This is a genomic window from Pseudomonas sp., assembly GCF_037994325.1.
Taxonomy (GTDB): Bacteria; Pseudomonadota; Gammaproteobacteria; order Pseudomonadales; family Pseudomonadaceae; genus Aquipseudomonas.
In genome coordinates, this window is the sequence record NZ_JBBNAH010000133.1 from 1 (window position 1) to 16,161 (window position 16,161).

Genomic DNA, 16,161 nt, shown 5'->3' on the forward strand with positions numbered 1-16,161 from the left:
CCAACTGGCTAAGGCCATTAACCCGGCTGTTGTTAAAAATCACCCCAGGCTGCGGCACATCGAATTGGTTAAAACGGTTATGGGACAAGCCCTTGTCATTGGGGTTGGCGATTTCAATGACCGGCACACCGTTGGCGGCGTTGATCACGCTGGTACCTGAAGGCTTATCGGCGTCCGGCAGAATGTCCGCCACTGTCAGGCCAGGCATGCCAGCCAGCAGCACGGACAACACCAAGTGCTTGAGCGACCCGTTAAACGGTTTGGGAGGTGAGGTGGCGGTGGTTTGCTGCCCAGGCTTGCGCTGGGCTTTGGTGGTTTCTGCAACAGGAATCAGAAAACCAAGAGACTTACTAAATATCAGGCGGAAACAGCGTTTGTTCATGACCGACTCCCTTCGAGGAACTGTCGGTCAACGGTAAGAAATATAACTGCGCGTGCCTGTAGGACCGCTCGCAAGGCCTCTTACGACGCAGGCGCACCAGGCTCGGACGGAGTCGGCAAAAAGGCGACTCCGCCTGATAGCCTCACGCGGTTAGCGCGGCACACCCGTGTAATCGCTCACGTAGGCTTTGCTGCAGTGCCTTGCCTTTGAGCAGATCAAAATGGCCTTGGGCCAATGAGCAATGCCACAGCCGCTCGCCATACAGCGCATCAAGTTGCGGCCCGGCACTGTGTTCACGGTTGTCGGCCCACCAACAAACCGGTTGCACCTGGGTACGCGGCAACCGCTCCAGGGCCAGCGCCAGGTCGTCCAATTGCAACGTGGTGCGCAGCCAGTTGAGCTGCTCGTCCGTGTTCAGCCCGAGTGCTAGCAACGCAGCATTGCCTTGCAGCAGGGGTAATACCTCGCGCAGATCAATCTGTTGCCAGCCCTGCCCTTGCCAGCGTTGGCACAGCGCAGCGACACCCGTGGGCTCGGCCTGCATGGCCAATAGGCGCTCTTGCAAACGCTCGGGCCAGGCGGGTGAAGTAAGCGACAGTTGCGGCAAGTAGCTATCGACCAAGCCCATAAACGCCACCTCGGCACCGCGTTGCTCCAGCTCCGCCGCCACCAGCACGCTCAACGCCCCACCCAGCGACCAACCCAGCAGGTGGTAAGGCCCGCTCGGTTGTATGGCCGTGATGTAGTCGACGTAGTCAGCGACCATGCTGGCAAGCGATACGTCCAGCCACTGGCTATCCAGGAGCATGCGGCATTGCACGCCGTGTACCGCCCAGTGTGGTTCCAGCGCTTTGGCCAGCGGCGCGTAGTCGAACACCGTGCCCTGCCCGCCATGCAGGCAGAACAACTGGCGACTGGCGCGTTGCCCCTGGTTCAGGGCCAGCACCGGCCCACGATGGCTATGCACCTGCACCTGCACCAGCTCGCTGATGCGCGGGCTGGCCATCAGCGTTTTTAGCGACAGGCTGAAACCGGGAATGGCCAATTGCCGAACACGGCTGATCACTTCCAGGGCCAGAATCGAGTTGCCGCCGAGTTCGAAAAAGCTGTCATCGAGGCCGATGTCCTGTACCTGCAACACATCACTCCATACCGCCGCCAACTGTTGCTCCAACGCGGTAACCGGCGCGCGGTAGTTGTCGCTGCGCTCCAGGCTAGGCGCTGGCAACGCGTGGCGGTCGAGCTTGCCATTGGGGTTTAGCGGCATGGCCGGTAGCGCGACTAATTGCGCCGGCACCATATAGTCGGGCAGCACCTGGCGCAGTTGCGCGCGCAGGTTGGCGAACACGGCGCTTTCATCGCCAAGGTCGGGCGCCAGCACCACATAGGCGAGCAGGCGTTTGCTGCGTTCCTCGCCGGCCACGGTTACCACCGCTTCGCGTACTTCGCGCAGGCCAAGCAAGGCCGATTCGACCTCGCCCAGTTCGATGCGGAAACCGCGAATTTTTACTTGGTGGTCGACGCGACCGAGGTAATCCACCACGCCGTCATCGCGGTAACGCACCAGATCGCCGGTACGGTAAAGGCGGCCGCCGGTGGCACTGAACGGGTCAGCGACAAAACGTTCCGCCGTCAGCCCCGGCCGCTGGTGATAACCACGCGCCACGCCCTCACCACCGATATACAACTCGCCGGCAATGCCCACCGGCACCGGCTGCAAATCGGCGTCCAGCACATAGGCAGTGCGCGCGCCGACGGGCTGGCCGACGGGCATATATTGCGCATCGAAACGGGTGTGCGGGTACGCGCGCCAGAGCAGCGGCGTGATCACCGTTTCAGTAGGGCCATAGCCGTTGATAATCCGCGCTGGCTGCAACACCCGTTGAATCTGTTCAAACGTGGCGCGGCTGGTGCCTTCGCCGCCCACTGTGTAAGAGCGAATCGGCAACTGCCGCCCTGCCTCGCCGGCGTACTCGGCCAGCTGTTGCAAGTAGCTCGGGGTAAAGCAGGCGATGGTGATGCCATAGCGGGCGATTTCCGCGCAGCAGCGTTCGGCGTCCCACAGTTCGTTGTCGCGCAGCATCAGTAGGCTGCCGGATACCAGTGGCACCAGCCAACGTTCGTGGGCGCCGTCGAAGTTGATCGAGGCAAATTGCAGCTCGCGGTCCTCGGGCGTCATGCCGTAGCGCTCGGCAATCGCCAGGCAGTGCATGGCCAGCGGCCCGTGGCTGACAGCCACGCCTTTGGGTTTGCCAGTGGAGCCGGAGGTGTAGATCAGGTAGGCGAGGTTTTCTGCACGTACCAGATAGTTGCCGTTGTCGGCACTGTAACCGTGCAGGTCGGCACCATCGGCGGCAACCAGCAGCCGTTGTACCGGCAATTGTGCCAACAGCGTGGCCTGGGTTAGCAACAAGGCGATGCCGCTGTCTTCGACCATATAGGCCAAGCGCTCGGGGGGATGCGCCGGGTCCAGCGGCACATAGGCGCCACCGGCTTTGAGCACGGCGAGCAAACTGACGGTCATCGCCAGTGAACGCTCGATGGCAATGCCGACGCGCACTTCCGGCCCGACACCGTATTCACGCAACTGCGCGGCCAGGCGATTGGCCCAGGCGTTGAGTTGCTGATAAGTCAGGCATTGCTCACCCACGCGCAATGCCTCGGCATCTGGGCGCAACTGGGCTTGTCTTTCGATCAACTGATGCACGCAGCGCTGCTCGGCCGGCTGGTTTAAGCCGGCGGCGTTCCAGGTGTGTAGCAGCAACTCACGCTCATCGCGGGTGAGCATGTTCAATTCGGCCAGGGCGATTTCAGGTCTGGCAACCATGCTCTGCAGCAGGTTTTGCCAATGCGCGAACAGGCGTTCAACCGTGCTGGTATCGAACAAATCGGTGGCGTAGGTAAAGCGCGCATGCAGGCCTTGGCCCTGTTCAACGCAATCCAATACCAGGTCGAAGTTGGCGGTATGCCGCTGCCCGCCCAAGGCTTCGATGTGCAAGCCCGTCAGCGGCGCTTCGCCCATCGACGTGTCGCTTTGATGATTAAACATCACCTGAAATAACGGGCTATGGCTAAGGCTGCGTTGCGGGCGCAGCACCTCCACCAGCTCTTCGAAGGGCAGGTCTTGATGGGCCTGGGCAGCTTGCAAGGTGCGTTTGACCTGTTGCAACAACGCGCGGCTGCTAACGGCGCTGTCGAGGCGACTACGCAGCACCAGCGTATTGACGAAAAAACCCAGTAAGTTTTGGGTTTCCGTGCGATTGCGGTTGGCCGAGGGCACGCCGATGCAGATATCCGTTTGCCCGCTGTAGCGCTGCAACACCAGTTGAAACGAGGCCAGCAGCAACATAAACAGACTGCAACCTTCAGCCCGCGCCAACTGGCGCAAACCATCGGCCAAAGCAGCCGGTAGTTCGCCGCCAACTTGTGCGCCGCGATGGCTTGGGCTGGACGGGCGCGGCCTGTCGCTTGGCAGCTCCAATACGCTGGGCGCGCCGTGCAATTGCTGCTGCCAATACTGCACTTGGCGCTCACGTTCACCAGCGGCCATCCAATGCCGTTGCCACAGCGCGTAGTCGGCGTATTGCAGGGGTAACGCTGGCAATTGTGGCGGCAAATCCTGGCTAAAACCTTGGTACAGCTGAATCAACTCCTGCACCAGCAGCTGCAAGGACCAGGCGTCACTGACGATATGGTGTTGGGTCAGGACCAGCACCATATCGTCAGGCCCCAGGTGCAGCAGTTTGACTCGCAGCAAGGGGCCATTAATCAGGTCGAAGGGCTGCTCGACTTCGGTGGCAATCGCCTGCTCGACCGAGTCTGCCGCAACGTCCTCTTCCTGCACGTGCACCCGCCCTTGCGCGTCAATGCACTGATAAGCGTGGCCACCCTCTTGCACAAAGCGCGTACGCAGCACCTCATGGCGCGCCACTAGCGCATCGAAACTGCGGCGCAGTGCCGGCACATTTAGCGAGCCGCGCAGGCGCAACACGGTGGGCATGTTGTAAGCACTGCTGTGGGGTTCCAGTTGCCAGAGAAACCATTGCCGCTGCTGCGCATAGGACAGCGGCAAGCCCTGGCGCTCGGCCAGCGGCACGATGGGCAAGCGCGCCAGGTCGACGCCCTTTTGCGCCAATAAGCGAAACAGTTCAGCGCGCTTGGCATTGCCCAGCGGGCGGATGCGTTGCACCAGCATGTCGGTTTGGCTCAAGGCTGTTTGCGGATTAAGCATCGACCGCCTCCAATTCATCGAGGGTGGCGAAAATGGTGTCGAAGTCATCCACGGGTACGCGGCTGTCGATCACCGCAGCCAACTCGGCCACCGTACTGGCGCGGTAGAACTCCTGCATCGGCAGGTCAATGCCCAGCTGGTTTTTCAACCGCGAGATCACCCGCACCAGCAGCAAGGAATGGCCGCCCAATTCAAAGAAGTTGTCGTGCCGCCCTACCCGCTCGACGTGCAGCAGTTCCTGCCACACCTGCGCCAACTGCATTTCCAGCTCGCTCTGCGGCGCGGCGAAATCGCCTTGCAGCGCTTGGCTTTCGATGGTTGCCAAGACCTTGCGATCCAGCTTGCCGTTGGCGTTCAGCGGCATGCTGTCGAGCAGCACCCATTGCTGCGGCACCATATAGTCCGGCAGTTGGCGTTTGAGCGCGGTTTTCAGGCGGTCGCGCAAGCTGCGTTGTTGCTGTTCATCGGCATTGGTGTCGCTTGGCACCACATAGGCGACCAGGTGGCGGCCGCTGGCTTGGTCTTGCGCCAATACCGCGCTGTCGCGCACGCCGGGCAACTCGCTGAGGCGTGCTTCGATTTCGCCCAGTTCGATGCGGAAACCACGGATTTTTACCTGATGGTCGCGGCGGCCGACATACTCCAGCACACCATCGCTGCGCCGCCGCGCCAGGTCGCCGGTGCGGTACAGGCGTTGGCCGGGCTGGCTGGCGTAAGGGTCCGGCACAAAGGCCAGCGCGGTGCGCACCGGGTCGCCAACATAACCGCGGCCCACCCCCGTACCACTCACACATAACTCACCTACTGCACGTACACCCACCAGCTCCAGCTGGCCATCAAGCACATGCAGCCTGTTGTTATCGGTGGGCAAACCGATAGGCAGATACACACTCGCTAAGTCGCCTTCGCTCACCCGCGTTAGCGACACATCGTCCGAGCACTCGGCCGGGCCATAGGCGTTGATCAGCGGAATATGCGGATAACGCTGTAACCAACGCCGCGCCAGTTCTGGCGGCATGGCTTCACCAGTAGTCAGCAGCCAGCGCAGCCCCGGCAAAGCAAGTGGCTCGCCATCGAGCATGCCCTGAATCAGTGACGGCACACTTTCCAGCACACTAATGCCGCTGGCGTTGACGTGGGCGAGCAGCGCCTGCGGGTCATGGGCAATCGGGTCGGGCACGATTTCTACCCGCGCGCCACACAGCGCGGCGGTGAGGAACTGCCAGACGGAAATATCAAAGCTTTGCGAGGCCGTTTGGGCGATCACATCGTTGGCGCTGAGGTGCAGGTACGGCAGCTTGCTCAACTGGTTATTAAGCATGCCGGCCTGCTCGACCATCACGCCTTTTGGTAAGCCGGTGGAGCCGGAGGTGTAGATCACATAGGCCAGGTGCCGAGGGCCGATGGGCAGCAGCGGCGCCCGGGCATCATGGCTTTGTTGCAACTGCTCCCAGACCACTAGCTGCGGACGCTGACCCGCCTCCACCGCCGCCAATAGCGGTTGCAGCGCCGGCACGCATTCAGCGGTGCAGACCAATACCGGCGCGCGGCTAAGGGTGAGGATATGGCGCAAGCGTTCGGCGGGCAGGTGTGGGTCCAGTGGCAAGTAACCGGCGGCAGCTTTCAGGGTGCCGACAATCATGCCCAGCAGCGGTAAGCCGCGCTCGGCCAGCAAGGCCACCGGTTGGTCCGGCTGTACGCCAGCATGCAGCAGCGCTTGGGCCATACGGTTGGCCTGCTGATCAAGCTCGCGGTAGTTCCACTGCTCACCCGCACAACTGGCCGCCACGCGCTCGGCGTTAAGTGCCGCTTGCTGTTCGAACAGCAGCGCATAGCCCTGTTGCAGCGGGTAGTCGCGGGTCGATTGGTTAACATCGTGCAGCAACTGCTGCCGCTCTTGCTGCGCTAACAGCGGCAAGGCATCGAAGCGCTGTTGCGGTTGCTCGGCCAGTTGCAGCAGCAGGTAGTGAAAGTCGGCCAATAGCTGTTGCACGGTGGCGTCATCAAACCAGCGCTGGTCGTAGGACAGATGTAGCCCCAGCGCCTCACCTGGGTAGATCACCACCGTCATCGGGTAGTTGGTGTGGGTGCGGCCCGAGTCCGAGGTCACGTTAAGGGCCTGCGCCTGCTCCATTACGCCGTCTTCCATGGGCGCGTTTTCAAAGACAAACAGGCTGTCGAACAACGGCTGGCCTTTGCCGATTTCGCTGCCCGCTTGAATGTCCACCAATGGCAGATGTTCGTGCTCACGCAGACGCAGATTGAGGGCGAACAACTGCTGCAGCCACTGGCCGACGCTGACGCCACTGCCGGCCTCTGGTAGCTGCACGCGCAAGGCGATGCTGTTGATAAACAGGCCAACGGTGCGCTGCATCTCTGGCATATCCACCGGGCGCCCGGCCACGGTGACGCCAAACACCACATCGCGGGCGCCGCTGTAGCGGTGCAGCACCAGCGCCCAGGCGGCTTGCACCAGGGTGTTTACGGTCAGTTGCAACTGCTGGGCAGTGGCGTGCAGTTGCCGGGTTTGCTCGCGGTCCAGCTGGGTTTGGCAATCGCCAATCAGCGAATGGCTGGCATCGCGCAACGGCTGGCGGTCGAATGGCAGGCTGGTGGGTTGTTCAAAACCGGCCAGTTGTTCGCGCCAGAAACGTTCCGAGGCTGGACGGTCTTGCTGCTGCAACCAGGCAATAAAATCGCCATAGCGCGAGGCCGGCGCCAGCTCGGCCGGGCGCTGTTCCGCCAGGGCGGCGTAGAGGGCGAAAAACTCATCCATCAACAACGAGCGGCACCAGGCATCGATCAGGATGTGGTGGTTGCTCAGCACAAAGCCAAAACGCTGCTCGTCCAACTGAATCAAGCGCAGACGAAACGGCACCGCCTGTTGCAAGTCGAAACCGGCACGGCGCTCTTCGGCGAGCATTTCCAGCAACGTGCGTTCATGCTCGCTGGCCGGAATGTCGCGCCAATCATGAATCTGCACATCCGGCGTGGCGATACGCTGCACCACCTGCACCATACGTTCGCCCACGCCCCAAGAGAACCGCGTGCGCAGTGCATCATGGCGCTGCGCCACGGCTTGCCAGGCCTGGCGGAAGCGTTCGGTGTCGATGGCACTGTCGACGCTGTAGCAGTACTGCATCATATAAATGCCCGAACCCGGCTCCAGCAGCGTGTGCAGCAGCAGGCCTTCCTGCATCGGCGACAGCGGGTAGATGGCCTCGATTTGGCGCAAGTCAAACGGCAACTGCTGTAGCTGCGTCTGGGTAAAGCCAGCCAGGGGGAAATCGCTCGGCGTGGCGCCACCGGCCTCGCTGCTCAGGCAATGGGCGATAAGGGCTTGCAGCTCATGCAGGTAGTGCTCGGCGAGGTCGGCGATCAGCGTTTTATCGAACATTTCCCGGCTAAAGGTCCAGCCCAACTCCAGCTCACCGTTGAGCACCTGGCCGTTAATGCTGAGCCAGTTACCGAGGTTGTTGTGCACGCCTTGGGTGGCGCCAACGCTTTCGCTGGCCGGGGCAAACAGGCCGTCCTCGGCAAAGCTCTGGTCGAACTGGCCCAGGTAGTTAAAGGTCACCCGTGGTTGCGGCAAGGCGGCCAAAGCCGCCTGTTGCTCGGCGTCTCCCAGGTAACGCAAAGCGCCAAAACCGACCCCCTTATTCGGCACCGCGCGCAGTTGTTCTTTGATGGTTTGGATGGACTCGGCCACGTCTGCCGATGGCGTTAAAGCCAGCGGGAACAAGCTGGTAAACCAGCCGACGCTGCGCGATAGATCGACATCGTCAAACAGCCCCTCGCGGCCGTGGCCTTCAAGTTGAACAAGCGCACTGCCCTGCCCGCTCCACTGACACAGCGTGCGGGCCAGGGCGGTGAGCAGCAGGTCGTTGACCTGGGTGCGGTAGGCAGTCGGCGCGTGTTGCAGCAGTTGCCGCGTTTGCTCAGCGTTAAGGCGGCAATACACGCTGTGGCCGTGCTCAATCCGTAAGCTGGCATCTTCAACAGCGCCAGGCAGAGTCTCGTCGGGTGTGCTGTACGCACCAAGCGTTTCATCCGAGGGCGCACTGGTGCGCGCAGCACACCCTACCCAGTAGTTGAGTTCGGCGGCGCCGGCATGTTGTGTCCATTGGCTTAGGCGTTCGGCCCAGTGTTGTTGGCTTGGCGCCGGGTCCAGCGGTTGGCCGCTGTACAGCGCTTGCAGGTCTTCGAGCAGCACGCGCCAGCTCACGCCGTCTACCACCAGGTGGTGAATAACCAGGAGCAACCGTTGGCTGCCATCGGCCAAGGTAAACAGCACGGCACGCAGCAGCGGGCCGTTGTGCAAATCGAGGCTGCGTTGCGCCTGTTCGGCGATGGCGGTGAGTTCTGCGCTATCGGCAGCCGACCGCTGCCACAACAGCTCGCTATCGGCCGTGGCCCGCGCTCGCGCCAGCCAGCGGTTGCCCGCGCGCTGGAAGCCAAAGCGCAAGGCTTCATGCTGTTGCTGCAAACGCTGCAAGGCGGCGCTCAATACCTCCGCACTCAAGGGCTGACGCGGTTGCAAAAGCACGGCCTGGTTGTAGTGCTGCGGCTGCTCCAGCGCCAGTTCAAAGAAGCGCTGTTGCACTGGCAGCAAGACGCTTTCGGCAGCGCTCGGCAACGGCGCGACAACCTTGGCCGTCACAGCTTTGGCCACCTGTGCCAGTTGCGCGATGGTTTGTTTTTCAAACAACTGGCGGGGCGTCAGTTTCAGGCCTTGGCGTTTGGCCCGGGCGATGATTTGCAGGCTAAGGATGGAGTCGCCGCCGAGTTCGAAGAAGTTGTCGTGCACACCCACCTGGGCCACTTTCAGCACGTCCTGCCAGATCGCCGCCAAGGTGCTTTCCACCTCGTTAGTCGGCGCAGCGTAAGACGATTGCTGCACCTGCGGGCCGGGCAAGGCGCGGCGGTCGAGCTTGCCATTGGCGGTTAGCGGTAGCTGTTCCAGCAGCACGATATGCGCCGGCACCAGGTAGTCGCTGAGCTGGGCTTGCAGTTGTTCTTTGATCGCCTGCGCATTCAGGCTGCCAACGCAGTAGGCCACCAGTTGCAGTTGCTCTTGGACGGGCACGGCGAGCACGGCGGCATCTTGAATGCCGGGGAGCTGACGCAGCACCTTGGCCACTTCACCGGGCTCGACGCGGTAGCCGCGAATCTTCACTTGGTCATCGGTGCGACCGAGAAAATGCAGCAGGCCATCGGCCGTGCGCCGCACTCGATCGCCGCTGCGGTACACGCGGGCGCCGGGCGGGCCATAGGGGTCGGGCACAAAGCGTTCAGCGGTCAACGCCGCTTGGCCCAAGTAGCCTTGGGCAACGCTGGCACCGCCGATATACAGCTCGCCCGCGACCCTTTCCGGCACGGGATTCAGCAGGTCATCCAGCACATACAGATGCGCACCGGGCAGCGCCGTGCCCAGCGGCACATTGCCCTGCTCCAGCTCGCCGCTTTGCTCATGGGTGAGCACGCCGACCGTGGTTTCGCTGGGGCCGTAATGGTTGATCACCCGGCAGCTCGGCTTTAACGCACGCACGCGCTGATACAGCGCCTGCGAGCAGGCCTCGCCGCCCACTACCAAGGTGTGGCTGGGCAACACATCGGCGGCACTAGCGGCTTGCAGCAGGCCGTTAAGGTGGCTGGGCACAATCTTCAACACGGCGATCTGCTGCGCGGCCATATAGGCGGCAAAGCGGTCGGGGTCGAAGGCCAGTTCCTGCTCCAGCACATGCAGCGGCCGCCCGGAACACAGCGCGCCGAACACCAGGGTGTGGCCCAGGTCGGCGGCGATGGTGGAGACCAGCGCCATGCTCGCGCCCTCGGGCAAGGCCAAGCGCTCCAGCACGCCATCGACATAACTGGCCAGCGCGCCATGGCTGACCACCACGCCCTTGGGCTGGCCGGTAGAACCGGAGGTGTGAATCACATAAGCGGGGCTTTGCCGGTGCAGCGGTACCGGCTCTGCGGCTTCGACGTATTGCCAGTGTTCCGGCGCATAGCGCAACGCGGGGCAACCCAAGCCATCGTGGCGGGCATCATCGGCGGCCAGCACCACCAGCTTGGCCTTTGCACGCTCCAGCATTTGCGCCAGACGGTCAGTGGGCGCTTTAGTATCCAGCGGCATATACACCGCGCCCACTTTTAGCGTGGCCAGCAGGCTGACTAACCAGTCCATTGAGCGTTCCAGCAGCACCGCCACTGGCATACCGGGTCGCACGCCCACACCCTGCAACTGCGCCGCCAGGCGATTGGCTTGGCTATCCAGCTCGGCATAGCTCAAACGTATGTCGCCATACACCGCGGCCAGGGCTTCTGGCTGGCGGTCCACCTGTTGATCCCAGCGCTGCAACACCAATGGCAGTTCGCTGCGGTCAGCAGCGATGACGGGTTCCGGGCTGGCGACAAGGCTTAGCAGCGGCGCATCCGGCTGCGCCAGCACCTGCTCAAATAGCTCGCGCAGGCTGGCAATAAAAGCGTGGATGCTGGCCGGCTGATAGAGGTCGCTGGCATAGGTCATCTCCCCCAACACACTGACACCGCTGTCGGTGATATCCAGGGCCAGGTCGAAGTGCGTGCCAACTTTATCCAGCGGGTATTCCGCCACGCTCAGCCCTGGCAGTTGCAGGGCTTGGCGCCGTTGCATACCGACGTTCTGGTTGAACTTGGCCTGGAACAGCGGGTTATGGCCCAGGCTGCGCTCGGGCTGCAAGGCCTCCACTAACTGCTCAAACGGCAGTTGCTGATGGGCTTGGGCAGCCAGACTGGTATCGCGCACGTGGGCGAGCAATTGGCTAAAGCTTTGGCGCAAATCGATCTGGCAGCGCAGCACTTGGGTGTTGATAAAAAAGCCGATCAGCCCTTCCACTTCTTCGCGGCCACGGTTGGCATTGGGCACGCCGATGCGGATGTCGTGCTGGCCGCTATGGCGGGCCAAAAACAGGCTGTAGCCGGCCAGGGTCAGCATAAACAGGGTCACGCCCTGGCTGCGGGCAAACGCGTGCATACGCTGGGACAATGGCGCGCCAAAGTCGAAGCGCACCGTGGCGCCGGCGTAGCTCTGTACCGGCGGCCGCGGGAAGTCTGGCGCCACCTGCAACAGCGGATGCTCATCGCCCAACTGCTCACGCCAATAGGCCAATTGCCGCTCGCCCTCGCCGGCCTCCAGCCAGCGTCGTTGCCACAGGGCATAGTCGGCGTATTGCACCGGCAGCTCCGGCAGGCTGGCGGCGCCTTGCTGATAGAGCTGCACAAACTCGCGGACCATGACATCCATCGACCAGCCATCGCTGACGATATGGTGCATACACACCAGCAGCACCTGCTCCGTGGCACTCAAGCGCAGCAACGTTGCCCGTAGCAGCGGGCCGTTGAGCAGGTCGAAGGGGTTGCCGACTTCGGCATCTACCGCCTGTTGCAACTGCGCTTCGCTGACGTCAAGGCGCTGAATAGCCAAGGCCGGCACCGGCAATACCCGTTGCTCGGCCTGCTCGCCGTCGATATGGAAAACCGTGCGCAGCGCTTCGTGGCGCTGGAGCAGACCATCAAAGGCCACTTGCAGGCGCGCTTCATCCAGTTCACCGGTTAAACGCAAGGCCGCGGCCATGTTATAGGCGGCGCTGTGGGGCTCCATCTGCCAGAGAAACAGCAAACGCTGCTGCGCGTAAGACAGCGGCAAACTGGCCTGACTATGCCGGCTAGGGACGATGGGCAGCAGGCTGAAGTCTTTGCCGCTTTCTTGCAGCTTGGCGAGGAACTGGCGACGTTGTTCAAGCGACAACCCGATAAACGTTTGCGCGATACGTGCGGGGGTGTTCGGGGTCATGCTCAAACCTCTTCCAATTCATTTATAAAGGCTTCCATCTCGTCCCAATCCGCTGCGCCATGGCTCTGTTGGCTGGCCAATTCGGCGGCCAGATCAGCCAACAGCGGGCGCTCGAACAGGCTGCGCAGCGGCAGGCTTAGGCCTAGTTCACGCTTGATACGCGCCACTACTTGGGCGGCCAGCAGCGAGTGGCCGCCGAGGTCGAAAAAGCTGTCGTCGAGGCCGATGCGCGGCACCTGCAAAACCTCCATCCAGATGCCTGCCAGGGCAATTTCCAGCTCGCTGTGCGGCGCGCGGTAGTGGCTTTGCAATTGGGTGGGGTCGGGTTTTGGCAGGGCTTTGCGGTCGAGTTTGCCGCTGCTGGTAAGCGGCATTTTGGCCAGCAACAGCAGGTGGCTGGGCACCATATAGTCGGCCAGGTTGGCTTGCAGGCTGGCGCGTAGCTGCTGACGGAACGGCTGTTGCGCGCTGGCATCGGCCAGGGCCAAACCGGCCTGCTCGGGCACGATATAGGCCACCAAGGTGGCGCCGCTGCCTAGGTCTGCCGCCACCACCAATGCTTCGCGCACTCCGGCGCATTGCTGCAACCGTGCTTCGACTTCGCCAAGCTCGATACGAAAGCCGCGAATCTTCACTTGGTGGTCGACGCGGCCGATGTACTCCAGCGCGCCATCGGCCCGGCAGCGCACGCGGTCACCGCTGCGGTACAGGCGTTGGCCGGGGTTAAACGGGTCGGCGACAAACCGTTCGGCGGTCAATGCCGGCTGGCCGTGATAACCACGCGCCAGGCCAGGGCCGCCGATATACAGCTCACCGATGGCACCTTGCGGCAGCAGATTGAGCTCGCCGTCCAACACGTACAAGCGCGTGCCCGGCAGTGGCCGGCCAATGGCAATGCCACGCCAGCTGACCTGCTCCGTCCGCAGGCCGGTGCAGTCGTAAATGCTCGACACCACCGTGGCTTCGGTCGGGCCATAGGTATTAAGCAGACGCACGGCGCCCAGCCCGGCGCGCTGCGACAGCTGCAAGCCCTCCACAGCCATGGCTTCGCCGCCCACATGAATCTGCCGCAGCTGAGCAAAATCACGGGGCGCGCCTTGGGCGAAATCCTTGACCAACATATGCCAATACGCGGCGGGCAAATCGGCCAAGGTAATGCCGTGCTGCTGCACCGCGAGCAACCAGGTTTCGCTGTCCCAGGTGCGGGCATCACGCAGCACCACGGCGGCGCCACGGATCAGCGGCGGGTAAAACTGCTCAACAAAACCATCAAAGCTGGCCGTGGCAAATTGCAACACGCGGTCGCTAGGCTGCAGCTCGCTGTACTCGGCGGCCAGCTGACTAAAGCCGGCCAGCGCGCCATGGCTGATGGCCACGCCCTTGGGCTGGCCGGTGGAGCCGGAGGTGTAGATTACATAGGCCAGTTGCTCGGGGTGCACGGCCAGGTTGAGGTTGCTATCGCTATAGCCTTCCAGCCAATCGCTTTCCTGCTCAACACAAAGGCTGGCGATGCCGGCCAAGTCCGGCAGGCTAGCGCCTTGGCAGAGCAGCAATTGCACACCACTGGCGGCGCAGACCTTGGCCAGACGCTCGGCGGATTGATTGGGGTCCAGCGGCACATAGGCAGCGCCGCTTTTTAGCACCGCCAACAACGCCACCGGCAGACTTAAATCGCGCCCCAGCAGCACCGCTACCAAACTGCCGTGGCCAATGCCCATCTCATTTAGGCGCCAGGCCAACCGGTTAGCGCGGCTATTCAGTTCGCGGTAACTGAGGCTTTGCTGACTACCCGCCAATTGCACCGCCACCGCGTTTGGCGTGCGCTCTACTTGGTGCTCGAAAAGCTGCTGTACCGGCGGTTCGACGGCAGGCAATTGCTGGTAGGCGTTGTTCGCGTGCTGACGTTGCTGCTCAGCAGCGCGCAACAACGGCAAGCTGCCGATGGGCTGCTCCGGCGCCTCGGTGATGGCCTGTAGCAGATGGCGCCAGTGGCTTGCCAGGCGCTCGATGGTGGTCGCTTCAAACAGGTCGGTGGCGTAAGTAATCGCCGCCAACAGCTGCTCGCCCTCCTCGCGGGTTTCCAGCATCAAATCGCTGGCTGCCGCGTGCTGACGGGCGCCGCCAGCGCCCTGCCCGGCTTCCAGATGGGCCACACGCAAGCCGCCGGCCAGTTGCATTTCGCTAACGTCGGTGACCAACGGCTGATGATTAAACATCACCTGAAACAGCGGGTTATGGCTTTGGCTGCGCGAAGGCTGCAACGCCTCCAGCACGGCATCGAACGGCAGCTCTTGATGGGCCTGGGCGCCGGTGGTGGCCTGCTTCACCTGTTCCAGCAAACGGCTAAACGGCAGCTCGCCACTTAATTGGCTGCGCAGCACCTGGGTATTCACAAAAAAGCCAATCAGCCCTTCGCTTTCACTGCGGGTGCGGTTAGCAATCAGACCGCCAACGCGGATATCGCCCTGGCCGCTATAGCGGTGCAACAGCACCTTAAAGCTGGCCAACAGCACCACAAACAAGGTCACGCCACTGCGCTTGGCCAGCGCTTTAAGCGCCTGCTGCAAGCCCGCCTCCAAACTGAACTCCAGGCGTGCGCCGGCATGGCTGGGCAGCGCCGGGCGCGGGTGGTCAGTGGGCAGTTCCAACAGCGGATGTTCATCGCCCAGGTGCGTGCGCCAATACGCCAGCTGCCGCTCACGCTCGCCGGCCTCCAGCCAACTGCGCTGCCACAGGCCATAGTCACGGTATTGCGCGGTTAGCGCCGGCAAGTGCAGCGGCTGGCCGGCGGCAAAGGCGTCGTAGCCGGCCATAAACTCCTGAATCAGGATATTCATCGACCAGCCATCGGCAATGATGTGGTGCATGGTCAACAGCAGCACATGCTCCTCAGCGGCCAAGCGCAGCACCTGCACGCGCAGCAACGGGCCGGTTTGCAAATCGAACGGCTGTGCGGCTTGCTGGGCGACGTGGTGCTGGGTTTGTTGCTGTTTTTCGCTGTTGGCCAGCGCGCTGAGGTCGGTGAACTGCACCGGCAAGGTCGCCCGCTCGGCAACCTGCTGCCAGCCCTGTTCACCGCGTTGAACAAAGGTAGTGCGCAGGCTTTCATGGCGCTGCACCAAGGCTTGGAAACTTTGCTCCAAGGCGTGGCAATTGAGCGGGCCGAGCAGGCGCACGGCACTGGGCAGGTTATAGGCGGCGCTATGCGGCTCTAGTTGCCAGAGAAACCACATGCGTTGTTGCGCGTAAGACAGTTGGTCGCGGTCGGCGTGGCCGGGCACCGGCACGATGGGGTACTGGGCGAAGTCAATCTGTTCGGCCTGCAAGGCGGCCAGAAATAGGCGGCGTTTTTCGGCGGGCAGTTCGATAAAGCGGCGGGCCAGGGAGGTGTCAGAAGTGCTCATGTTTCGTCCGAACCGGAAATGGGTGGGCGGGAGATGCCGCGATACCAGTTGAACGAAGGGACGGGGGTTGGATTTAGGGGTGGGGCTGTTTGCTTCGTAGTTGGTGGCGTTCTTCGTTACCGCGTGGGCTGAACGTTTGGTTTCGCGCCTTACGCGCGCGAGCCGTAGGGTGTGCTGTGCGCACCGGCTTTTGCTTTTATGTGCGTGACGGTATTCGTTACCGCGTGGGCTGAGCGTTTGGTTTCGCGCCTTATGCGCGCGAGCCGTAGGGTGTGCTGTGCGCACCGGCTTTTGCTTTTATGTGCGTGAC

At 62.5% G+C, this 16,161-nt stretch carries 4 protein-coding genes; all 4 read right to left on the reverse strand.

Annotated features, from left to right (window positions below):
• Nucleotides 1-382: ESPR-type extended signal peptide-containing protein (locus AAAB16_RS04445; RefSeq protein ID WP_340662252.1), on the reverse strand; the 382-nt coding region annotated here is incomplete at its 3' end.
• Between the two features lie 142 nt (nt 383-524).
• Nucleotides 525-4,613 (reverse strand): amino acid adenylation domain-containing protein, encoded by a 4,089-nt coding sequence (locus AAAB16_RS04450; RefSeq protein ID WP_340662253.1) that lies wholly within the window; start codon nt 4,611-4,613, stop codon nt 525-527.
• Complete coding sequence (locus tag AAAB16_RS04455; protein WP_340662254.1) at nt 4,606-12,447, reverse strand: amino acid adenylation domain-containing protein; 7,842 nt, start codon at nt 12,445-12,447, stop codon at nt 4,606-4,608. Before AAAB16_RS04455 ends, AAAB16_RS04450 begins: the two co-directional genes overlap by 8 nt.
• A 2-nt stretch (nt 12,448-12,449) precedes the next feature.
• Nucleotides 12,450-15,851, reverse strand: coding sequence for an amino acid adenylation domain-containing protein (locus AAAB16_RS04460; RefSeq protein WP_340662255.1), 3,402 nt, complete (start codon nt 15,849-15,851; stop codon nt 12,450-12,452).
• Between the last annotated feature and the right edge of the window lie 310 nt (nt 15,852-16,161).

What these genes read in the sequence shown, in the direction of transcription:
- AAAB16_RS04450 (WP_340662253.1), bottom strand. Translation starts at nt 4,613, where the DNA reads ATGCTTAATCCGCAAACAGCCTTGAGCCAAACCGACATGCTGGTGCAA.
- AAAB16_RS04455 (WP_340662254.1), bottom strand. Translation starts at nt 12,447, where the DNA reads ATGACCCCGAACACCCCCGCACGTATCGCGCAAACGTTTATCGGGTTG.
- AAAB16_RS04460 (WP_340662255.1), bottom strand. Translation starts at nt 15,851, where the DNA reads ATGAGCACTTCTGACACCTCCCTGGCCCGCCGCTTTATCGAACTGCCC.